Here is a 20,941-nt window from a genome sequence, read left to right on the forward strand (position 1 = left end):
AAGTGAAGGCCAGTAACTGAAGGATGGCATGGACAGCAAGGAAATGACAGGCAGTGCGGTAGCGGAACTCGACAGCCACGACTGGTTCCTGGCCCTCGAGGCGCGGCATCAATCGCTGCTGCGCGCGCAAAGCGTCCTCCGGCAGCATGAGGCGGGCGCCGTCATCACCCGGCGCGGCGAGCCGTCGCAACACTGGATCGGCGTGCACACGGGCTTGATCAAGCTGGCCGTCTACAACGCGGATGGGCGCGGCGCCACGTTTTCCGGCGTGCCGGCCGGCGGCTGGTGCGGCGAGGGCAGCGTGCTCAAGCGCGAACTGCGCCGCTATGACGTGGTGGCCGTGCGTGCTTCGACCATCATCCTCGTGCCCGCCGACCTGTTCCATCTGCTGCTGGCCGAAAGCCTGTCCTTCAATGCCTTCGTCATCCGCCAGTTGAACGAACGTATGGGGCAATTCATCGCCACCATCCAGAACCAGCGCCTGCTGCCGTGGATGCCCAGGTGGCGCAAGCCATCGCGCAACTGTTCCATCCCATGTTATACCCGCGCACGTCCAGCGTGCTTGAGCTGTCGCAGGAAGAAATCGGCTTGCTGACCGGCATTTCGCGCCAGCGCGTGAACCAGGCGCTGGGCCATCTGGCCGAACTGAACCTGATCAGCATCGCCTACCAGGCCATCCGCGTGGTCGACCTCGATGGCTTGCGCCATTATGGCGTGGCGTCGCTGTGATGACAGACTGGCGGCGCGAACTATGGCATGCTGGCGCCTCGCTCACTGAACCGACTTGACGCATGGCCCTCGTTTCCGATCATCCCTTGCACCTGCTGGGCTTGCGCTTTCCGCTCCGGCTGCGCGTCACCGTGCGCCAGGGGTTTGTGACTTTGCATAATGAAATCGCCACCAAGAAACTGGGCAGCGGCGACAGCTTCGTCGTGCCCGCCTTCCTGCGCTTTGCCTGCGACGTGATGCCGGGACGCGGCAAGCCGGCCGTGTTCACCCTGGCGCTGGAGCACGATGAAGCGGAGGGCGGCCACGGCGGCGGCAAGCGCTGGAGCCAGGCGCTGGCGCAGCATATCTTCCATTCGCCGCAAGGCAAGTGGACGGCGGCGCGCCTGGCCGCCCTGTGGCAGGTGACGCCGCACAAGGCCAGGGCACGCCTGTTTGCCGAAGGCGAAGCGTTATTGAGCCTGGTGCGCGAGCAGCGCCTCGCGCATGCCTTGCATACGGCCGCGCAAGGGCATGGCGAGGCCGCGCGCGACCTGGCGCAAGTGGCGGCCGGCTCCGGCTTTGCCTCGATCCCCGCATTTTGCGATGCCTGCGTGGACGTGGCCGGTGTACGGCCCAGCCTGTTTCTGCGCGGACCGGCGCCTGCGCCCGGATAGCGATACTCCGCTATAATCGTGTCCATGGGACATTTATTGAAGCGCAAACAGTGGCATATGTGGTTCGCCTGCCTGGCGATACTGCTCAATGCGCTGTCGCCCTCCCTGTCGTATGCGTTTGCCTCGCTGCACGCGAATTCGAACAATGCCGCCGTCGAGATCTGCTCGGCCAGCGGCGCCGTGTACACGCAGGCGGACCTGGCGCCGGCCGCCACATCCCCCACCGATTCCGTGCTGCACCACATCGAGCATTGCCCGTTCTGCATGAATCACGCGGGCAGCGTGGGCTTGCCGCCGCCATCCTCATCTCCGCTGGCCGTCATCACGGGCCACGACCGCTATCCGCCCCTGTCTTACCAGGCGCCGCAACCGCAGTTCGCCTGGCTCAGTGCCAGTCCGCGCGGCCCGCCCGCGCTGGCCTGAACGCTACTTCTCTGCCTGCGGCCATGCGCCAAGGCACTACGTCCTAACCTGTATCAACTACGCCCATCGGGCCTGAAATGCTATGAAACGTCGTCTTTTCCTTCTCGCCGGCACGGCGGGATTGCTCACGCTTGCCGCTTGCGAGCAAGCGCCGAAACCCCATTACAACGGCCTCGACTTGACGGGCGGCGATTACAAGCCCGATTTCAAATTGAGCGGCCCCGACGGCAAGGTGTATACCTTGGCTGATTTCAAGGGCAAGTATGTGATGGTCTTCTTTGGCTTCACGCAATGCCCGGACGTGTGCCCGACGGCCCTGTCGCGCGCGCTGGAAATCCGCCAGAAGCTGGGCGCCGATGCGGACAAGCTGCAAGTGATCTTCATCAGCATCGACCCCGAGCGCGACACGCCGGCGTTGTTGGGCGAATACATGCGCGCCTTCGACCCCAGCTTCCTCGGCTTGCGCACGGACCCGCAGGCAACGGCGCAGACGGCCTTCAACTACAAAGTGTTTTATCGCCGCGTGCCCAGCGGCAGCTCGTATACGATGGACCATACGGCCATCAGCTATGTGCTCGATACAGAGGGGCGCATGCGCCTGGGCTTGAAACACCAGTTGACTGGCGACGAGTGCGTGCAGGACATCAAGACCTTGATGACATCGAAATACACCTTATAACTACACCGAGGAAACAATCATGACCCACCTGAAAACCCTGCTGGCCACGGCCCTGACCGTGCTGTCTTTCTCCGCCATCGCACAAAGCAGCGTGCAAATCACCGACCCGTGGGTGCGCGCCACCGTGCCCCAGCAAAAGGCCACGGGCGCCTTCATGCAGATCACGGCGCCGAAAGCCATGCGCCTGCTGGAAGTGCGCTCGTCCGTGGCCGGCGTGGCGGAAATCCATGAAATGAGCATGACGGACAATATGATGCGCATGCGCCAGGTCAAGGAAATCGCTTTGCCAGCCGGCAAGGCCGTGGAGCTGAAGCCGGGCGGCTACCACGTCATGCTGCTGGAACTCAAAGGCCAGGTGAAGGCGGGCGACAAGATCCCGCTGACCCTGGTGCTCGAAGGCGAGGACAAGCACCGAGAAACCATCGAAGTGAACGCCGTGGCCCGCCCACTGGGCGCCACCTCAACCCCGATGCCAGCCATGAAGCACTGATCGCTGCCATGCCTTGCACAAGCCCGGTACGCCGGGCTTTTTTGCGTCCATTTGAAAATTAAACAGCTGTTTGATATAATTTCGCAGAATATTAAACAGCTGTTTAAATGATGGGAATGGCATGCGGCAAGAGAAGGAAAACGAAGGCGAACCGGCGCGCGCGCGCATCCTGCAGGCGGCGGCCCAGCTGTTTGCCGACGAAGGCTACAAAGTGGCGTCCGTGCGCAGGATTTGCGAGGCGGCCCACGTGAATGTGGCGATGGTCAATTATTATTTTCATAGCAAGGAAGAGCTGCACCTGGCCGCGTTTGACTATGCGCGCGAACTGGCGCGCGCCTCGGCGGCCGACGTGGCCGCCGCCAGCGCGCAGGCGCAATTGCCGCCAGTGCAACAGTTGCGTCTGGCCATAGAGGCGCTCGTGTTCGACATGCTGCGCTCGGGCCCGGCGTCGCTGTTCAGCCGCCTGGTGGCGCGCGAGCTGATCGAACCGACGGCCGCCATCCACAAGCTGGCCGAACGCAATGTGCGCCCGCAGCACGCCTTGTTTACCAGCCTGATCCGTGCAGTGGTGGGGCCGGCCATGCCGGCGCAGGTGGTGCAGAAATGCGTGTTCAGCGTGATCGGCCAGGCCGTGTTCTATGCCCGTTCGCGCATCGTGCACGAGATCGTGGCGCCGGAAATCACCTATGACGAGGCGGGTATCGCCAGCATCGCGCGGCATATCGCCGAGTTTTCCCTGGCGGCCCTGGACGGCTTGCGCCGCCAGCACGACAGCGGCGACACCGCGCAGGCGGGCGCATGAAGGCGAGAAACCTGACCCTGGTGCTGGCCGGGCTGTCCATGCTGGGCCCGTTCGCCACCGATACCTTCCTGCCGTCGTTTCCTGCGATTAGCACGCATTTCGACGTCAGCAGCGTGCTGGTGCAGCAGACCCTGAGCGTCTACCTGGCCGCCTACGCCTTCATGACCCTGTTCTATGGCACCCTGTCCGACTCGTTCGGCCGCCGTCCCGTGATCCTCGCGTCGCTCGTGCTCTTTGCCGCCGGCTCCATCGGCGCCGCATTCGCGCCCAGCTTTGGCTGGCTGCTGTTCTTCCGCGGCATGCAGGGCGCGTCGGCCGGGGCGGGCAGGGTGATCGGGCAAGCCATCGTGCGCGACAGCTTGTCGGGCGCGGCCGCGCAAAAGATGCTGGCCAATATCATGATGGTGTTTGGCATCGCGCCCGCCATCGCCCCCATCATCGGCGGCTGGCTGCACGTGGCGTACGGCTGGCAATCCACGTTTGTCTTCACGTTTTCCGTCACCGTGCTGCTGGCGCTCGCTTGCCTGAAAGGCTTGCCGGAAAGTTTGTCCATCGAGCGACGCCAGCCTTTTCATCCGGGCAACATCGCGCGCAATTACTGGCAGGCGCTGCGCCACGGGGAATTCCTCCTGCGTTCGCTGGCCGTGGCCTTCGCCTTTGGCGGCTTCGCCCTGTACATCGCTTCCGCGCCGCATTTCATCTTGGAGCTGCTGCGCCTGCCCGAGACGGCGTTCGGCTGGATGTTCATCCCCATGGTGGCCGGCCTCGTGGGCGGCTCGGCCCTGTCCGGCAAGCTCGCGCATGCGGTGAAAAGCACCGTGCTGGTGCGCTGGGGCTTGCTTGTCATGGCCGCCACGGGGGCGCTTAACATTGCGTATAACCACTGCTTCGCCGCCAGCGTGCCGTTTGCCGTCGTGCCCGTGATGCTGTATGCGTTCGGCATGTCGCTGGCCTTGCCGGGCATGACCATGTCCACGCTCGACATCTTCCCGCAGATGCGTGGCCTGGCCGCTTCGCTGCAGAATTTCGTGCAAATGCTGGTGTTTGCCCTGGTGTCCGGCTTTGTCGCCCCCTTATTGTTCGACAGCAGCCTGAAGCTGGCGCTGGGCCAGGCCTCGGCCGTCGTGCTGGCCGCATTCTTCTGGTGGCTGGGCACGCGCCAGCGCGCGGTGGAGGGCGCTGCGGGGATTGTCAAAACAGCATGACGGGCTTGCTAAAAGGTGGGCATGCTTTCTGCTTTGTTACACTGTGACAATCAGACCCGTGCCGCGGGCGCCACGGCACGCGCGCGGGTCTAAGCAGTTTTGCAACTTTACCTTTGGCTATCATGCACTTGATTAACTCCAGTCTGAACCACGCCTTGCGCGTGCCGCTGGCCGCGGAAATCCATTCGCGGCCCTTTTTGCAGCTCGACGCTCCCGAGCTGATCACCCACCTGGCCGTCTACAAGGACGACTCCGCCCCCGGCGTGTCGAATATGTCGGCCCAGCACGCCACGCTGGCAGCGCTGTGCACGCATTTCGGCGTCACGCCGCCCGCCGCCGAAGCCAAGTATTTTTATTACGACTTTGGCCGCTTCCGCCTGAAATGGGAATGCCACACGGAATTTGCCACCTACACGTTTGCCGAGCACCCGGACGCGGCGCTGCCCCTGGAGCAGGCGTTCGAGCGCATGCCCCTGGAGCAATTGCCGCAGCAGTGGCTGGTGGGCTTGAAGGGCAAGCTGATGGTGGCCGCCCACGTGGTGCTCGAGCAAGCGACTGAACCAGCCGAAATCTTCATGCAAGGCCTGTCGCGCGTGTTCGAGGGCAATACCCTGGCCGGCAGCAAGGTGCTGCAGGGCGGCGAGCTGTGGACGGATTTCACCATTCAGTCCGATGGTTTCAGCCGTTTCGTCATCCGCGACGCGGGCATGCGTTCGCAGCAGTCGGGCCGGCTGGTGCAGCGCGTGCTGGAAATCGAAACCTACCGCATGATGGCCTTGCTGGGCTTGCCCTACGCCATGCAGGCGGCGCCGTCGCTGAATGCCATCGAGAACGAGCTGGCGACCCTGGCCGCCGCCATGGTGGACACGGACGACAGCGCCGCCGTCAGCAAGGCCGATGAAGGCGTGTCCGAGCAAGCCTTGCTCGACCGCATCACGCGCCTGGCGGCCCGCATCGAAAAGCTGTCGCTCGACAATAGCTACCGTTTTTCCGCCTCGAAAGCCTACATGGGCCTTGTCAAGGCGCGCATCGACGAGTTGCGCGAAGTGCGCATCGAGGGCATCCCCACGGTCGAGGAATTCATGGACCGCCGCCTGACGCCGGCCATGAACACGTGCGAGGCGATGGCCAGCCGCCAGGAAGCGATGGCGCAGCGCATCGCCAACACCAACGATTTGCTGCGCACGCGCGTGGGCATCGTGCAGGAACTGCAGAACCGGCAAATCCTGCAATCGATGAACGCGCGCGCGGCCCAGCAGCTGCGCCTGCAGCAAGCGGTGGAGGGCCTGTCCGTGGCCGCCATTTCCTATTACGTGATCGGCCTGTTCAGCTACACGGGCAAGGCGGCCAAGGTGATGGGCTTGCCCGTGAACCCGGAAATCCTCGTCGGCGCGCTGGTGCCGTTCGTGGCGGCCGCCGTGTGGCTGGGCTTGCGGCGCATGCACCACAAGCTGCACACGGACTGAGCCGGACGACACCGGGCCATCATTTTTGCTATCTTTCAACATTCGACCATCAGGTCTTCTGAAAAGGAAGTTGCGTGCTAGCCAATGTTGGAGACGTTTACAGTGTGTTTTCGTCCGAGCTGCAGCAGTATGTGGCTTGCCAGGTCACCCGCATCAAGGATGCTTCATCGTCCAGGCCGGTAGCTGCCGTGCTGGAGCTGGACTGGACCGGCGACGCCTTGCCCGATGCGGCGGCCGTGCAAGCCATGCGGCCGCTGCTGTGCGACTATTTCTTCTGGAACAATCGCCACGATCACTGCTATGCCACGGCGAACGTGCCGCCTGGCCATACCCTCGTTGGCAATATCGCGCCGCTGGTGGATGTGGAAGTCAACAGCTACCGCAGCGGCTGGAACGTCGGCGACAGCGTGCTGCGCCAGCGGAACTGGGAGCGCATCGATCCGGTGCGGCGCCAGCAATTCAAGGCCGCGTCGGACGAGCGTGAAGTGACGCTCGGCGGCCAGGTCTTCCGGCAGGACGCGACGAAAATCAACGACAGCGCCTTGCGGGCGCTGGACGATCTGTCCGAGCTGGCGCAGCTGCCTTGCCTGATGTCCATCGAGACCAGTGACGGCACGCAGGCATTGATGGAGTTTATCAAGGGCAATCCCTTCATCAATGAGCTGCACTGGCAATCATCGACGGTGCACGCGCTCGATTTCAGCGGCAGCGGCTTGAACCGGTTGATCCTGCAGCCCGATGGCGTCACCAGCCTGGTCTTGAACGAAGGCCTGGGCCTTCTCGCGCTGCGCAGCGCGCCATCGCCGGCGCTGCGCATAGCGGATGACGCCGATGGCCGCCATCTGACACTCCAGTGCACGCACGCCTTGCCGCCGTTCCACGGTCTCGAGCGGCTGGGCGGCCTGTCGCTGCTCGGCATGAAGGAAGCCGACCTGGCGCACGTGGCGCAGCGCTTTCCCCACCTGACGGCATTGCGCATCTGGGGCAAGCCGGGGCTGGCGTCGCAGATGGGCAGCCTTGCGCAGCTGACCCAGCTGCGGATGCTTACCACCTATGACCTGTTCGGTTTCACGGCGGACGAGTTTCCATCGGCCGCGCAATTGCCGCAGCTGTCAGCCTTGTGGATGACCAGCTTGCCCGCCGATGCGGCCAAGGGCATCAAGGCCGCTTACAAGAAGGCGGCGGCGCAAGGACTCGACTTGTCGATCAGCAAGGCGCGCAAGCCGGAATGGCTGGCTGAAAACCTGCTCAACCCCTTCCGCGACTGGGATGGCCGCGAGCATATTTCCCCCGCGTATGCGAAAAAGGCAGCGCTGGCCTACAAGAACATGCTGGCCGTGACGCGCGACATCGACGTCGCCATGGCGGCGCCGGCCGCCACCGCCGCGCTGGAAGCGATGGTCACCGCCTATGTCGATGCCTTCAACAGGATCGCGCGGCGTGCGAGCATCATCGAGACGGTCGAGCGCGAGGAAATCTACACGGTGCTGGCGGACCTGCTGGCGCAGCTGCGCCAGCAGTTGCAGCAAGCGGGCGGGCAGGGGGCGGCGCTGGTCGATGAGGCGGCCTTGCTGGAACGGTTCGACCGCTTGCGTGAATTTTAAACGCGCGGCAAAACCTGCTGCGCGTCGGGACTTGCGATGCTCGTCGTGCTCATGCGCAGTTCCGCTTCTCAGCCACCATTCCCTTCCGCCCGCTACGGTGTTGTCCGGCGTTGTCAGTCTGACTCGCCAATCTAGAAAAAAAGTTCTAGACATTGAGTTCTAGACTGGGTATTCTAGCGGCATGTTAAAAAATACTCCCACTCCCCATCCCACCGCCGCCGAACTGGACCTGTTGCGCATCCTGTGGCAGCGCGGTCCGTCCGATGCCCGCGCCGTGTATGACGCCCTGGCGGCCGAGCGCGCCGACGCCAGCTACGCCACCGTGCTGCGCCAGCTGCAACTGATGCATGGCAAGGGCTTGCTGAGCCGCGATGAAAGCCAGCGGCCGCAGCTGTATACGGCCGTCGAGGCGCAGGAAAAGCTGCAGACCAGCTTGCTCAAGGACTTGATCGGCAAGGTGTTTTCCGGTTCCGGCAAGGCGCTGGTGCTGACGGCCCTGCGCGAGCATGTCAGCGACGCCGAACGCGTGGAAATTGAAAAAATCCTGCGTGGCAAGGATGACGGCAAGGACGGCGGCGCGCGATGAGCCTGTCTGCCATGAGCATGGGCATGGACTGGCACGCGGTGGTTCCCGCGCTGGGCTGGGCCTTGCTGTATTTTGTCTGGCAGGCACTGGTCGTCGGCGCCGTGTCGGCCGTCCTGCTGTGGCTGCTGCGTCATGCCAGCGCGCGCTGGCGCTACGCCGTGTGTGCGCTGGCGCTGCTGCTGTGCCTGTGTATTCCTGTCCTGCACCTGCTGTACCTGCTGGGGCAGGGACCCGCGCAGGGGTCGCCGTTCATGGCCGCGCCGGCCGCCTGGCGCGCCGAACTGCAGGCGTGGATGCCGGCCCTGGTGGTGGCCTGGAGCGCCGGCGTCGGCCTGATGAGCTTGCGCCTGGGCCTGGGCCTGGCCTGGGTCGCCCGGCTGCGCCGCCAGGCCGTGGCCGCACCTCTCGTCTGGCAAGCCCGCCTCGATGCGCTGGCGCTGCGCATGGGACTGCACCGTGCCATTCCGCTCAAGCTGCATGCGGGACTGGGCAGCCCCGTCGTCCTCGGTTGCTGGCGTCCCATCGTCCTGCTGCCGGCCTCTTTGTTGAGCGGCATGCCGGTGCCACTGCTGGAAGCCTTGCTGGCGCATGAACTGGCGCACGTGCAGCGCTGGGATTACCTCGTGAATCTGCTGCAAAGCCTGGTTGAGGCGCTGCTGTTCTTCCATCCGGTCGTCTGGTGGCTGTCGGCGCGCATGCGCGTGGAGCGTGAACTGGTGGCCGACGAACTGGCGGCGCAGGCGCTGCAAGATCCGCAGCAGCTGGCCACGGCGCTGCACGAGCTGTCGCGGCAGGCGGCCACGCTGAGCCAGCCTGGCCTGGCGATGTCGGCCCGGGGCGGCGTGCTGCTGACGCGCATACGGCGCCTGATGGCGCCCGTGCCGGACACGGGCGGCTGGAAGCTGGCCTTGCCCGCCTTGCTGCTCGCTTGCGCCACCGTGTTGCTGCAGGCACATGGACAGCCTGCCGTCAGTGTGGCGACCCTGGCCGACGCCGCCGCCGGCATGCTGGAGCTTCCCGTCAACGCGAAACACATGCTGGTGTTTGATGACGCCAGCGGCAAGGTGCTGATGGCGAAGGATGCCGACGCCGTGGTGCCGATCGCCTCCATCACCAAGCTGATGACGGCCATGGTGGTGCTCGACGCCGGGCTCGATCCCGATGAACGGCTGCGCATCGTGCGCGCCGATGGCGACTCATCGCTGCAGCGCCACAGCCTGCTGGCCGACGGCGTGGCGGTGCCGCGTGGCGTGCTCTTGCAACTGGCGCTGCTGCCATCCGAAAACCGCGCCGCCGCCGCGCTGGCGCGCACCTATCCGGGTGGCAGCGCGGCCTTTCATCAGGCATTGCAAGCGAAGATCCGCAGCCTGGGGCTGACCCGCACGGCCCTGACGGATGCGGTGGGCAGTTCGCAGGCGAATACGTCGACAGCCACCGAGGTGGCAAAGATCGTGGCGGCCGCCGCGCGCTATCCGGATATCGCGCGCATCACCAGCCACCCGCAGGCCAGCGTGGCCGTCGACGGCAAGGTGCGCACCTTGCACAACACCAATCCGCTGGTAGGCGGCAAGGGCTGGGACATCCTGCTGTCGAAGACGGGCAGCAGCAACGAGGCCGGCAGCTGCCTGACGATGCGCATGCGCAGCGGCGGCAAGAACGTCACCGTGGTGCTGCTCGACGCCGATGGCGCGCAGCGGCGCTCGCTCGACGCCGGAAACATCCGCGACACCCTGGCCGGGAGCACAGGCCGCATGCATTGAGGGACCCCGGGCGCGCCGCGTCGCGGCCGCCTTTCTTTTTTACACACTGGAGATGAAGATGACACTATTGGCGAAGTTGATGCTGGCTACGGTTGCGACCATGGCAACGGGCGCGGTGCAGGCGAAAACGCCGGCACCCGTGCAGGACAAACCTGTCGATTGCGATAGTTGCAAGGAGTGGAATGCCGCCGTCAAGCCATTCAATATCTATGGCAATACCTGGTATGTGGGCACGGCCGGCCTGTCGGCCGTGCTGGTGACCAGCCCGCAGGGCCATATCCTGCTCGACGGCGCGCTGCCGCAATCGGCGCCGCTGATCGTGGCAAACATCAAGGCGCTCGGTTTCCGCATCGAGGACGTGAAATACATCCTCAATTCCCATGCGCACTGGGACCATGCGGGCGGCATCGCCGCGCTGCAGCGCGCCAGCGGCGCCACCGTGGTGGCCAGCGCGGCCAGCGCCCCGGTGCTGCAAAGCGGCACCAACGGCAAGGATGATCCGCAATACCAGGCCAAGCCGGTGGTCCATGTCGCCAAGGTGAAGACGGTCAGCGTGGTGGGCGAGGGCGAGGCCGTCAAGGTGGGAGCGCTGGCGCTGACGGCTCACATGACGCCCGGCCACACGCCCGGCGGCACGACGTGGACGTGGACCTCGTGCGAAGGCCAGCGTTGCCTGAACGTCGTGTATGCGGACAGCCTGAACCCGTATTCCAGCGGCGACTTCCGCTACACCGGCACGGGCAAGGGCGGCACGCCCGATATCTCGGCCTCGTTCGAAGCCAGCATCGCCAAGGTCGCTGCCTTGCCCTGCGACATCATCATCCCCGTGCATCCGGGCACGACGGACGTGCTGGGCAAGGCCGCCAAGCGCAGCGGCGACAGCAATCCCCTGATCGACGCCAGCGCCTGCCGCGCCTATGCGGCCGAAGCGGGCAGCCTGCTGGCCAAGAAACTGGCGAAAGAACGGGGCGATGCGGCGCCAACGGCTGCCGTGGACGCAGCGCACGCGCACTAAATGACGGCCTTCCCGCCGGCGCCTACGGTGCGGCGGGAGGAGCGTCCGCCTGGCTGTCCCTGGCCTTGTGCAGGCGTTTGACAAACACCGTCATTTCCTTGACGGCTTGCATGTCGCCTTGCTGCCGGGCCACGGCCAGGCCGCTCGTCCAGGCGGCCTCGGCCTCCTCGAGCCGGCCCAGCTGGTGCAAGGCCTTGCCCAGCAGCTTCCAGGCGGCCGAATAGCCGGCTTGCTGCACGGTTGCCTGCGCCAGGTGGATGGCGGCTTGCTCCGCATCATGATCCTTCAGGCAGGCGTCGCCCAGGCCGAAGCGCAGCAGCGCATTGTCGCGCCCATCCGCCAGCATTTTTTCCAATTTTTCCCGCATTCTTGACCCCGGATTAATATGCAAACATATTCTTGCATATTAATCCCGGAACCTGGGATAGACAAGCCATGGTTCATCGCTCAGTCACCCAACTCCACCACCAGCTTGCCGCGCGCGCTGCCATCCATCTGCGCCGCATGCGCTTCCTCAGCCGTGCCCAGCGTGTAGCGGCGAGGATCGAGCCGCACCTGCAGCTGGCCGGCCTCGATCAGCCTGTTCGCTTCGCGCAGGATGGCGCCATGGCGCGCGTGGCCCTTGCCGCTCAGCAGCGGCAGCAGGGTGAACACGCCCGAATAGCTGGCCGCGCGCGCCGTCAGCGGGCTCAGGGAAAACGTGCCCCAGCCCAGGCAGCTGACGACGTGGCCGCCGTGGATTCTTGCCGCCTTGAAGCTGGCCTCCAGCGTGGCGCCGCCCACCGTGTCGTAGACTATGTCAAAACCGGCGCCGCCCGTGTGCTCGGCCACGTAGTCGTCCACCGTGCTGGTGGTGTAATCGATGAAGCGGGCGCCCAGCGCCTCGATGGCGCCGCGGCTGGCGGCGCTGCCCGTGGCGAATACCTTGGCCCCCACACTCACGGCCAGCTGCACGGCCATGTGGCCCACGCCGCCCGCGCCGCCGTGCACGAGCACCATGTCGCCCGCCTTCACGTGGGCGCGCTCGACGAGTCCTTCCCAGGCCGTGATGAAGACGAGGGGCAGGGCGGCCGCTTTGCGCAAGCTCAGCGCTGCCGGTACGGGCGCCAGCAGGGCCGCCTCGAAGACGCCGTACTCGGCCAGCGAGCCGGGAATGCCGGCGATGCCGCCCGCCATGCCGTAGACCCGCTCGCCGATGGCAAATTGCGTCACGCCGTCACCGACGGCCGCCACCGTGCCGGCCAGGTCGACGCCGAGGATGGCGGGCAGGCGCGGCCGGGCATGCGGTGCGGCGCCGGCGGCGATTTTCGTGTCGAGCGGATTGACGCCGCTGGCGGCGATGCGCACGAGGACCTGTCCCGGCCCCGGCCGCGGCACGGGCAGGGAGGCGATGGTCATGGGGGTGGCAAAGGTGTTGAGGACGAGGGCTTGCATCAGTTTCTCCGGTTGGGGTGATGCGGCCAGTCTAGGCGGCATGCCGGCAAAGAAAAACGGGGCGTGGCGCGATGCACTATTTCAGTATCGTGGATAATCGCCAGCTACGATGAGCGAGGGGAGCGGGCATGGACAGGCTGGAAGCGATGCAAGTGTTTTGCGCCGTGGTCGAGGCGGGCGGCTTCAGCAAGGCGGCGCAGCGCCTCGGCATTTCCACCTCGTCCGTGACGAACCAGGTGGCGGCGCTGGAAAAGCACTTTGGCGTACGCCTGTTGCAGCGCACGACGCGCAGCATGTCGCTGACGGCCGAAGGCTTGCAATGCCATGCGCAGGCGCGCCAGGTGCTGGCTGGCATGGCGGCGCTGGAATCGGGCCTGCAGCAGGCGGCCGAGCGTCCCTCGGGCAGCCTGCGCGTGGATATGCCCAGCAGCATCAGCCGCAACCTGGTGGCGCCCGCCTTGCCCCGCTTTATCGCCGCCTATCCCGACATCTCCCTGCGCCTGACGGTCAGCGACCGCCTGATTGACATGGTGGAGGAGGGCGTCGACGTCATGCTGCGCATCGGCGCGCCGCAGGATTCCGCGCTGGTGGCGCGCAGCCTGTTTGCCATGGATTACCTGTGCTGCGCGTCGCCCGACTTCATCGCCCGGCACGGCATGCCGCGGTCGCCGCAGGAACTGGACCAGTTTGCCTGCCTGCATTTTTTATATCCGAAATCGCGCCAGGTGCGGCCGTGGCTGTTCCAGGACGAGGACGACGGCGGCATCCAGGCGCATACCCCGCCCGCCACCGTGGCCTTCGACCATATCGAATCGATGCTTGCCGCCGCCCAGGCCGGCTGCGGCATCGTGCAGGCGCTCTCCGTTTCCGTGTTGCAACCCCTGCGCGAGGGCAGCCTGGTGCCCGTGCTGCAGCCGTTCCGCACGCGCGGCCCCGACGTGTGGGCGCTGTTCCACCCGCGCCAGCTGCGCGCGGCCAAGGTGCAAGTGTTCGTCGAATTTCTCGCGCAGATTTTTCGCGAACAAGCATGAACGACGATACCTTGCGGGCAGGATGAACCCACCTTGTTTTTCGGCGTGCTCAAAACACCCATGTGCGGTCGGACCAGCCTTACATCCTATGTCTGGTGTGGAATATTTTCGCAGTCACTCATAGGTGATCGGTATCTTGCCATGCGGCATACGAAAGACGACGAACATCCTGCCCACCCTGTCTCTGTCGCGTGACCAGTTGGCAAACGTGGTGGCAACGATTTGCCCGCCATTGGCAACCGACCTTACCTCTGGAACATTGAGAAAGCGCGCATAGCCTGTGGAACAGTCTGTTCCGGGCAGGCAGCTGCCGGGTCCGGCGGCAAGGTCGTTAATACCCAGATGTATGGTCGTCACCATCGCATCGGCGGGAATGAGTGCGGCAAGCGGCGCGCAGTTGGCATATGGACTACGAGGACCATTGGCGTCGAGAAATGTCTGGAATGAACCGCCCACCAGATTACGCACGGAGCGGTAAACCAGGCGCTTGCCCAGTTCTGCCAGGTTGGCGGACGCATCCGGATCGATGTGCGTTGCCACGGCCGCACCGACGACATCAAAGAATGTCGTCACTTCATTGGTGCCGCAGGCGGGATCGCTGCCGCTCACAACGATGCCCGTGGCGGGCGCAGTCACTTCCACCAGCTGTACATAGCAATCCGCGCACAGGCTTGCCGGCTTGTATGCGAAATCCGAAAACGTGCCTGGTTGCCACAGCTTGAACGACTGTGCCTGGGCACTCAGTGATAATGCGAGCAGCAAGAGCATATGCGGCAGGCGATGCAGGCAATTGATTGTACGTAGCATGCCAATTCTCCGGTTTGAGGTCGACATTCAGTGTGATGCGCAAACGCGGGAATGGTTATCGCGCGCGTGCCAAGGTCTGTGCTGTATCAATTGCAGGAAGGTGGCGATGCCGAGGAAGTCATTAATGAGAATGAATTATCATTTATAATGCAATCCGTTTGCATCTCATTCTTTCTCAGGAATTTCCATGTCCCTCCCTTTCCGGCGTCCGATGGCGCTGCTGCTGGCCGCCGCCAGCCCCCTGGCGCTGGCGGCCGGGCCCGATGCCGAAGCGGCGGCAGTGCCGCTGCCGGACGTCGTCACCGTCAGCGGCGAGCGCCAGCATTACCGCAGCCTGTCGGCCACGGGCGCCACCAAGACGGACGCCTTGTTGATGGACTTGCCGCAAAGCGTGCGCGTGCTCACCGGCGACTTGCTGCGCGACGCGGGCGTGACGACCCTGGCCGGCGCGCTGGAACTGGCCAGCGGCATCGCCAGGCAAAGTCCGCTGGGCGGCCTGTGGGACAGCTATGCCATGCGCGGCTTCACGGGCGACCCGAACTTCGGCTCCGACTACATGGTCAACGGCTTCAGCTCCAGCCGCGGCTACAACGGCATGCGCGACGGCGCCAATACGCAGAACGTGGAAGTGCTGAAAGGTCCGGCGTCGGCCCTGTACGGCCGGGGCGAGCCGGGCGGCACCGTCAATATCGCGACGAAGAAGCCGAAGTTCGCGCCCGAATACAGCGCCGATGTTTCCCTCGGCAGTTTCCGCACGCGCCGCGCGGCCCTGGATTTGACGGGGCCGTTGAGCGACACCGTCGCCTACCGCCTGAATGCGGCGCATGAGGCGGGACACAGCTTCCGCGACACGCTCACCGTCGAGCGCAGCCTGTTTTCGCCCTCGTTCCTGTGGCTGGCTGGCGAGCACACGAGCGTGTCGTACGAAATCGAGGCGGTGCGGCAGCGCGCGCCGTTCGACCGCGGCGTGCTGGCCGTGAACGGCCGGCTCGGTGCCGTGCCCGTGTCGCGCTTTCTCGGCGAACCGGGTGACGGCCCCATGACGGTCAAGTCGCTGGGGCAGCAGCTGTTCATCCACCACGCGCTGTCCGACGCCTGGACGCTGCAGGCGGGCGCTTCCTACCGCGACAGCGCATTGAGCGGCTATTCGACCGAGGCGAACAAGCTCTTGGCCGATGGGCGTACCTTGAACCGCCAGCGTCGCCACCGCGATTTCTCGGCCACCGATGTGTCGGCCAGGATCGAACTGCTGGGCAAGTTCACGACGGGCGCGCTGGCGCACGAAGTGCTGGCCGGCGTCGATGCGTATCATTTCGATGACCATCGCGTGCAGCTGCGCCGCAATCCGTCCAGCGCCAATCCGTATGCGATCGACATTTATGCGCCCGCGTATGGCGGCCAGGCCGCGCCGCTGGCCCTGTCCATCGACACGCAGGAAGGGCAGCGGGCGCGCGGCCTGTACCTGCAGGACCAGCTCGACCTGGGCGCGCACTGGAAGGCGCTGGTCGGCGTGCGCCACGATACGTACACGCAGGACGTGACGAACAATCGCTTAAACGTCAGCAACCGCCAGTCGCTATCGGCCACCAGCCCGCGCGCGGGACTCGTGTACCGGCCGTCGAAAACGTGGTCGCTGTATGCGAGCGCGGCAAAGGGCTTCCGGCCGAACAGCGGCATCAGTATCGCCAACCAGGCGTTCCCGGCCGAGCGCAGCCGTTCGTATGAGCTGGGCGCCAAGCTGGAGACGGGCAAGCTGACGGGCACGGTGGCCGTCTACGACATTCGCAAGAGCAATGTGCTGACGACGAATCCCGCCAATACGGACTTCGCCATCGCGGCGGGCGAAGTGGGCAGCCGGGGCCTGGAACTCGATGTGTCGGGCGAACTGGCGCGCGGCCTGCGCGTGTCGGGCGCCTACGCGTACACGGACGCCACCGTCACGCGCGGCGACAACACCATCGTCACGGGCAGCCGCTTTGCCAACGTGCCGCGCCATGGCGCCAATATCCTGGCTAAGCAGCAATTCGCGCTGGGCGCGGGCACGGCCAGCGTGGGCGGCGGGGTTCAATACGTGGGCGAGCGCCTGGGCGACGTGGCCGTCAGCAGCAAGTTCACCTTGCCCGCCTACACGACGGCCAGGCTGCTGGCGTCCTATTCGCCAACGACGAAGCTGCGTCTGGCCTTGAACGTGGACAACCTGTTCAACCGCCGCTATTACGCCAGTTCCTACAGCCCCCTGTGGGTGGCGCCGGGGGCCGAGCGCACGCTGACCCTGCAGGCGCACTACCGTTTTTAATTGCTGTTTCTGAAAATAATGACCATGCCACTGACTTTCCCCGCCACCCTGCGCACGCGCATTGCCGTCATCGACGTGATGCGCGGCCTCGTCATGCTGATCATGCTGTTCGACCATGTGCGTGAAACCGTCTTCCTGCACCACCAGGTAAGCGATCCGATGGAAGCTGCCAGCGTCGATCCGGCCCTGTTCTTCACGCGCCTGGCCGCCCACGTGTGCGCGCCCATGTTCGTTTTCCTGACGGGCCTGTCGGCCTGGCTGTATGCGCACCCGGCTTCCGGCCCCCGCAGCGCGGCCGGTTTCCTGTTCAAGCGGGGCTTGCTGCTGGTCGTGCTGGAACTCGTGTTCGTCAACTTCGCGTGGAGCGGCGCCTTTCCACCGGCCGTGCTGTACTTGCAGGTGATCTGGGTCATCGGCCTGGCCATGATGGCGCTGGCCGTGCTGCATCGATTGCCTGTGCCGCTATTGGTGGCGCTGGGCGTGGCGACGATCGCCGGCCAGCATGTGCTCACGGGACTGCGCGCGGAAGAGGGCAGCGTTGCCTATTACCTGCTGACGGTGCTGTTGCAGCGCGGCTACCTGGTGGCCGATGGCGCCATGAAGATCAAGGTCAGCTATCCGCTGCTGCCGTGGATAGGCGTGATCGTGCTCGGCTATGCGGCCGGTCCCTTGTACGCCCGCGCCTTTGCTCCTGCGGCCAGGCGGCGCTGGCTGCTGGCCCTGGGCGGCGGCGGCTTGCTGCTGCTGGCCGTGCTGCGCGGTTTGAATCTCTATGGCGAAACCTTGCCGTGGGTGGCGGGCGACACGGCCTTGCGCACGGCCATGAGCATGCTTAATTTCACCAAGTATCCGCCGTCGCTCGACTTCCTGCTGTTCACCCTGGGCCTGGGCCTGCTGGGTCTGGCCTGGCTGGAACGCATCGATAACTGGTTCACGCGCGCCTGCGCCACGTTTGGCGGCGCCCCCATGTTTTATTACCTGCTGCATCTGTACCTGCTGCTGGCCATCGGCCTGACCCTGACGGCCGTGCTGGGCGCCAAGCACGGCAACCGCCATGGTGTCGAGCACATCTGGCAAGTGTGGCTGCTGGCGCTGGCCTTGATGCCCGTGCTGTACTTTCCCTGCCGCGCCTTTGCCCGCTACAAGCGCAACTCGAAGCAAGCCTGGGTGCGCTATTTCTGACCAGCCCTGACCAGCAATAACGCATGGCATGCCGTAGCGAGCGGCAGCGAGGCCCGGCGCCCCCGCCGGCCCAAAGCGCGGAACCGTACCAGGCACGGGGCCGCCGAGGGGGGACTGCCGAGATGGCGCCGCCAAGGCGGAGCCGTCGAGACAGGAGCGCCGACACCGTGCGCACCGCCGGCCGCCAGTGGCGACGCGCAGCAGGCTTTTACGCCTTATTTGCAGTAGAGGCGGTCTATGCTATGCGCCGATGCCAGGTAGTGCCGCGTTTGCCATGTGATGGCCACGCGGTAGGCGCATGGCGGATCGAGCGCCACGTTGACGGGGAAGCCGCCATTGTTGCCCGACAGATGCGGCCCGCCCGCGCCGCCACGGAACAAATAATTGCCGGGTGGCGGCGGTGGCGTGAAGCTGGCGGCCGGCATCGGTGGCGGCGGATGCTGGATGCCATTGTTGTTGGAAATCGTGATGTTGAAAAAGCGCAGGTGCGGATGGTCGATCGTGTACAGAATATGCACGAGGCCGCCCGCGATGGGGTTGCAGGCATTGCTGCGCAGCTCTTCCAGGTCCAGCGCCACGATGACGGGCGAGTTGTCGAAGACGATGGCATCGAGCCCGTCGCTGGCCACGGGCGCCAGGCTGGTGCCGTCGCGCACCTCGAAGCCCAGGCGGTAGCGGCGTATCGGCTCGCTCTCGGCCGCCGTCAGGCTGCGGCCCGCGTCGGGCAGCGGCAAGCCGCCCGGCAGCTTGGCCGGATGCAGGCTGGTGATGGCCGGCGTATTTACGGTGAGCAAGTCGAAGGTGCGCAGGAAGATATTGGGCGCCACGTTGACGATGGCCGTCGTGCCGTCGCGCATGTCCACCGTGACGGGTTTGCCGTCGACGCGTATCCAGCCGCCGGGCTTCAAGTCGCCTGCATCGACGATGACCTGTGCCGAGTCGCCCAGGCCCAGTCCATTCGTGTAAAACACATAGCCGACATGGGTGCCGAGGATTTGCGTCAGCGGCGCCAGGCTGGCGGGCGCCACCGAGGGCAGGGCCGTGGGGTCGTCGCTGCCGCCCGGCCACGTCCATTCGCCGATGAGGAAGCGGTATTCGAGCGGGTTGGCGGGAATGGCGCTGTTGCGCAGCGGGCACTTGCCTTTCAAGGTGACGCCGCCGCCGAACACATACGAGGCGCCGGCGCCGCCCGCATAGCCTTGCGCCGAGAAGCCGGCCGGCGCGGGAAACGGGTGGATGTCGAACACTTCCACCTGCTGCCAGTGGGGCACGCCTTCCACATCGGGCGGCAGGACGTCTTTCGAACACAGTTCTACGCAGAAACAGTGGCCCACGTTTTCGCGGCCCGGCTGGCGTCCGTCGGCCTGGGTTTCCGACAGGATGGTGACGCTGCCCAGCTGCGCCGTGAAATACACGTCGGGTCCGCTGGCAAATTCCACGTTGATGAAGGGCGAGAACGGCGTGAGCGTGAAGTCGGACGTCAGGTAGTCGATGCGGAAGCGGCCCGTGGCATCGGTGACGGCGTCGCCGAGCGCGTCGTCCTGCAGCCAGTCCGCGTCGAACGCGCGCACGGTGGCGCCGGCGATCGGCGTGTGCGGCGCGTCGCAGGTGCGCAGGCGGCCGCAGATGGTCCAGGCGCCGAAGCGGGCGCGCACCAGGCACCAGAAGCGTTGCGGCAGGCAGTAGTCCCAGACGGCGAGGAAATCATTGTCGACCTGGCGCCAGCGCGGCTGGAGGGTGGTGATGGAAAACTGCAGCGGCACGGGATCCTTCGGCCCCGGCTTCAGGTGCGGCACGCTGGGGCACAGGATGTCGACTTCGACGGCCTCGCCATGGTATTGCTCGTTGTCGCCCAGGGTGAAGCTGTAGTTGCCGTCGGCATCCGTGCGCGCCTCGGCCAGCAGGAACGGGGCCTTGGCCTGCACTTCCTCGTCGCTGAGGATGGCGAAGGTTTCCTTGGCGCTGGCCACGGCCAGGGCCGTGATGTTCTGCGTCTCGCGCGGCCGGTACAGGCGCACGATGACGTGGGACAACGGTTCAGGACACTCGGCGCAAATCAGGCCGCACAGCTTGCCGCGTAGGATGTAGGCCATGATGGCTCCCTTGCTGGTTGGAACAGGCGCACCGCGCGGAAAGGCGGCGCTGTTACCAAGCTAGCAAATGGGGCGTCGATGGGCTTGATCTGGCTTAAACCTCGCGTATTATTTAATTAACGTCAGCACTTCGCGGAAACGCGGGTGCTTGCAATCGCGCACCCATTCGAAGGCCAGCATCTCGACCGTCACCAGGTGGGCGCCCAGCCTGTCCAGGCGGGCCAGGGCGGCGTCGCGGCTGGTCGCCTGGCGCGAGCCGACGGCGTCGATGGCGACGATCACGTCATAGCCGAGCTCCAGCAAGCCGATGGCCGTCTGCAGCAGGCAGACATGCGCTTCGCAGCCCGTGACGACGATCTGTCTGCGCCCGGGCGGCAGGATGGCCTGCAAGCCGTCGGCACAGGCGCCGAAATGCGTCTTGTGCAAGGTCTGCTGGCACAGCGCGGCGATTTCCTCCACATTCGGCCCCAGTCCCTGGCGGTTCTGCTCCGTGCTCAGCACGGGCACATCGAGCAGGCGGGCGATCTTTGCCAGGCGCAGGTTTTGCGCCAGCACGAGGCCGGCGTCGTGGATGGCCGGCATCAAGCGGCCCTGCAGGTCGACTATCACCAGTACGGCCTGGCTGGCATCCATCAGCATCGCATCCTCCTTTAATTAGTCTGTGGCGACAGTGTAGCGCGCCGCGG

General features: G+C 65.3%; 19 protein-coding genes and 1 pseudogene. 15 read left to right on the top strand and 5 right to left on the bottom strand.

Annotation, left to right across the window (positions count from 1 at the left end; all coding sequences use genetic code 11):
• The first annotated feature begins 43 nt into the window (after positions 1-43).
• From AC1RDJ_RS13390 to bla, 12 genes and pseudogenes are all read left to right on the top strand, one after another.
• Positions 44-729, top strand: a pseudogene (locus tag AC1RDJ_RS13390) (Crp/Fnr family transcriptional regulator).
• A gap of 62 nt (positions 730-791) precedes the next feature.
• Complete coding sequence (locus tag AC1RDJ_RS13395) at positions 792-1,382, top strand: helix-turn-helix domain-containing protein (protein ID WP_289888766.1); 591 nt, start codon at positions 792-794, stop codon at positions 1,380-1,382.
• A gap of 36 nt (positions 1,383-1,418) precedes the next feature.
• Positions 1,419-1,805, top strand: coding sequence for a DUF2946 domain-containing protein (locus tag AC1RDJ_RS13400; RefSeq protein ID WP_493027682.1), 387 nt, complete (start codon positions 1,419-1,421; stop codon positions 1,803-1,805).
• Between the two features lie 82 nt (positions 1,806-1,887).
• On the top strand, positions 1,888-2,484 hold the full coding sequence (locus AC1RDJ_RS13405) for an SCO family protein (protein WP_289888764.1): 597 nt from the start codon (positions 1,888-1,890) through the stop codon (positions 2,482-2,484).
• Positions 2,485-2,503: 19 nt separating this feature from the next.
• Positions 2,504-2,974: a copper chaperone PCu(A)C gene (locus AC1RDJ_RS13410; RefSeq protein WP_198043712.1), complete on the top strand. Its 471-nt coding sequence runs from the start codon at positions 2,504-2,506 to the stop codon at positions 2,972-2,974.
• 121 nt (positions 2,975-3,095) lie between these two features.
• Positions 3,096-3,776 (top strand): CerR family C-terminal domain-containing protein, encoded by a 681-nt coding sequence (locus AC1RDJ_RS13415; protein ID WP_493027683.1) that lies wholly within the window; start codon positions 3,096-3,098, stop codon positions 3,774-3,776.
• The gene (locus AC1RDJ_RS13420; RefSeq protein ID WP_493027684.1) at positions 3,773-4,981 is read left to right on the top strand and encodes a multidrug effflux MFS transporter; all 1,209 of its coding nucleotides are present in this window, start codon (positions 3,773-3,775) and stop codon (positions 4,979-4,981) included. Before AC1RDJ_RS13415 ends, AC1RDJ_RS13420 begins: the two co-directional genes overlap by 4 nt.
• 122 nt (positions 4,982-5,103) lie before the next feature.
• On the top strand, positions 5,104-6,447 hold the full coding sequence (locus AC1RDJ_RS13425) for a DUF3422 family protein (RefSeq protein WP_071324188.1): 1,344 nt from the start codon (positions 5,104-5,106) through the stop codon (positions 6,445-6,447).
• A gap of 104 nt (positions 6,448-6,551) precedes the next feature.
• Entirely contained in the window at positions 6,552-8,051 is a 1,500-nt protein-coding gene (locus AC1RDJ_RS13430; protein WP_493027685.1) for a hypothetical protein, read from the top strand.
• 181 nt (positions 8,052-8,232) lie between these two features.
• Positions 8,233-8,637 (top strand): BlaI/MecI/CopY family transcriptional regulator, encoded by a 405-nt coding sequence (locus AC1RDJ_RS13435; RefSeq protein WP_493027686.1) that lies wholly within the window; start codon positions 8,233-8,235, stop codon positions 8,635-8,637.
• The gene (locus AC1RDJ_RS13440; protein ID WP_493027687.1) at positions 8,634-10,397 is read left to right on the top strand and encodes a M56 family metallopeptidase; all 1,764 of its coding nucleotides are present in this window, start codon (positions 8,634-8,636) and stop codon (positions 10,395-10,397) included. Before AC1RDJ_RS13435 ends, AC1RDJ_RS13440 begins: the two co-directional genes overlap by 4 nt.
• A 79-nt stretch (positions 10,398-10,476) precedes the next feature.
• Positions 10,477-11,412, top strand: coding sequence for a subclass B3 metallo-beta-lactamase (gene bla, locus AC1RDJ_RS13445; protein ID WP_493027688.1), 936 nt, complete (start codon positions 10,477-10,479; stop codon positions 11,410-11,412).
• A 22-nt stretch (positions 11,413-11,434) separates the two neighbouring features.
• On the opposite strand, the gene AC1RDJ_RS13450 is transcribed toward bla, so the two are convergent.
• Together AC1RDJ_RS13450 and AC1RDJ_RS13455 are read right to left on the bottom strand one after the other, a co-directional pair.
• Complete coding sequence (locus AC1RDJ_RS13450) at positions 11,435-11,779, bottom strand: hypothetical protein (RefSeq protein WP_071324184.1); 345 nt, start codon at positions 11,777-11,779, stop codon at positions 11,435-11,437.
• Positions 11,780-11,859: 80 nt separating this feature from the next.
• Entirely contained in the window at positions 11,860-12,846 is a 987-nt protein-coding gene (locus AC1RDJ_RS13455; protein ID WP_493027689.1) for a zinc-dependent alcohol dehydrogenase family protein, read from the bottom strand.
• Between the two features lie 128 nt (positions 12,847-12,974).
• Between AC1RDJ_RS13455 and AC1RDJ_RS13460 the strand changes: the two genes are divergently transcribed.
• The gene (locus AC1RDJ_RS13460; RefSeq protein ID WP_493027690.1) at positions 12,975-13,877 is read left to right on the top strand and encodes a LysR family transcriptional regulator; all 903 of its coding nucleotides are present in this window, start codon (positions 12,975-12,977) and stop codon (positions 13,875-13,877) included.
• A gap of 114 nt (positions 13,878-13,991) precedes the next feature.
• Here the strand turns inward: AC1RDJ_RS13460 and AC1RDJ_RS13465 are convergent, their stop codons facing one another.
• Positions 13,992-14,684, bottom strand: coding sequence for a hypothetical protein (locus AC1RDJ_RS13465; RefSeq protein WP_493027691.1), 693 nt, complete (start codon positions 14,682-14,684; stop codon positions 13,992-13,994).
• 187 nt (positions 14,685-14,871) lie between these two features.
• On the opposite strand from AC1RDJ_RS13465, the gene AC1RDJ_RS13470 reads away from it, so the two are divergent.
• The gene (locus tag AC1RDJ_RS13470) at positions 14,872-16,980 is read left to right on the top strand and encodes a TonB-dependent siderophore receptor (protein WP_493027692.1); all 2,109 of its coding nucleotides are present in this window, start codon (positions 14,872-14,874) and stop codon (positions 16,978-16,980) included.
• 18 nt (positions 16,981-16,998) lie between these two features.
• Positions 16,999-18,162, top strand: coding sequence for an acetyltransferase domain-containing protein (locus AC1RDJ_RS13475; protein WP_071324179.1), 1,164 nt, complete (start codon positions 16,999-17,001; stop codon positions 18,160-18,162).
• 215 nt (positions 18,163-18,377) lie between these two features.
• Here AC1RDJ_RS13475 and AC1RDJ_RS13480 read toward each other — a convergent pair whose 3' ends face one another.
• Together AC1RDJ_RS13480 and AC1RDJ_RS13485 are read right to left on the bottom strand one after the other, a co-directional pair.
• On the bottom strand, positions 18,378-20,255 hold the full coding sequence (locus AC1RDJ_RS13480) for a transthyretin-like family protein (protein ID WP_493027694.1): 1,878 nt from the start codon (positions 20,253-20,255) through the stop codon (positions 18,378-18,380).
• Positions 20,256-20,363: 108 nt separating this feature from the next.
• Entirely contained in the window at positions 20,364-20,894 is a 531-nt protein-coding gene (locus AC1RDJ_RS13485; RefSeq protein ID WP_493027696.1) for an isochorismatase family protein, read from the bottom strand.
• Positions 20,895-20,941: the final 47 nt, after the last annotated feature.

The organism is Janthinobacterium sp. GW822-FHT07H10, from assembly GCF_058798675.1.

What these genes read in the sequence shown, in the direction of transcription:
- AC1RDJ_RS13455 (WP_493027689.1), bottom strand. Translation starts at nt 12,846, where the DNA reads ATGCAAGCCCTCGTCCTCAACACCTTTGCCACCCCCATGACCATCGCC.
- AC1RDJ_RS13415 (WP_493027683.1), top strand. Translation starts at nt 3,096, where the DNA reads ATGCGGCAAGAGAAGGAAAACGAAGGCGAACCGGCGCGCGCGCGCATC.
- AC1RDJ_RS13410 (WP_198043712.1), top strand. Translation starts at nt 2,504, where the DNA reads ATGACCCACCTGAAAACCCTGCTGGCCACGGCCCTGACCGTGCTGTCT.
- AC1RDJ_RS13405 (WP_289888764.1), top strand. Translation starts at nt 1,888, where the DNA reads ATGAAACGTCGTCTTTTCCTTCTCGCCGGCACGGCGGGATTGCTCACG.
- AC1RDJ_RS13465 (WP_493027691.1), bottom strand. Translation starts at nt 14,684, where the DNA reads ATGCTACGTACAATCAATTGCCTGCATCGCCTGCCGCATATGCTCTTG.
- AC1RDJ_RS13420 (WP_493027684.1), top strand. Translation starts at nt 3,773, where the DNA reads ATGAAGGCGAGAAACCTGACCCTGGTGCTGGCCGGGCTGTCCATGCTG.
- AC1RDJ_RS13480 (WP_493027694.1), bottom strand. Translation starts at nt 20,255, where the DNA reads ATGGCCTACATCCTACGCGGCAAGCTGTGCGGCCTGATTTGCGCCGAG.
- AC1RDJ_RS13475 (WP_071324179.1), top strand. Translation starts at nt 16,999, where the DNA reads ATGACCATGCCACTGACTTTCCCCGCCACCCTGCGCACGCGCATTGCC.
- AC1RDJ_RS13470 (WP_493027692.1), top strand. Translation starts at nt 14,872, where the DNA reads ATGTCCCTCCCTTTCCGGCGTCCGATGGCGCTGCTGCTGGCCGCCGCC.
- AC1RDJ_RS13425 (WP_071324188.1), top strand. Translation starts at nt 5,104, where the DNA reads ATGCACTTGATTAACTCCAGTCTGAACCACGCCTTGCGCGTGCCGCTG.
- AC1RDJ_RS13435 (WP_493027686.1), top strand. Translation starts at nt 8,233, where the DNA reads ATGTTAAAAAATACTCCCACTCCCCATCCCACCGCCGCCGAACTGGAC.
- AC1RDJ_RS13485 (WP_493027696.1), bottom strand. Translation starts at nt 20,894, where the DNA reads ATGCTGATGGATGCCAGCCAGGCCGTACTGGTGATAGTCGACCTGCAG.
- bla (WP_493027688.1), top strand. Translation starts at nt 10,477, where the DNA reads ATGCTGGCTACGGTTGCGACCATGGCAACGGGCGCGGTGCAGGCGAAA.
- AC1RDJ_RS13450 (WP_071324184.1), bottom strand. Translation starts at nt 11,779, where the DNA reads ATGCGGGAAAAATTGGAAAAAATGCTGGCGGATGGGCGCGACAATGCG.
- AC1RDJ_RS13395 (WP_289888766.1), top strand. Translation starts at nt 792, where the DNA reads ATGGCCCTCGTTTCCGATCATCCCTTGCACCTGCTGGGCTTGCGCTTT.
- AC1RDJ_RS13460 (WP_493027690.1), top strand. Translation starts at nt 12,975, where the DNA reads ATGGACAGGCTGGAAGCGATGCAAGTGTTTTGCGCCGTGGTCGAGGCG.
- AC1RDJ_RS13440 (WP_493027687.1), top strand. Translation starts at nt 8,634, where the DNA reads ATGAGCCTGTCTGCCATGAGCATGGGCATGGACTGGCACGCGGTGGTT.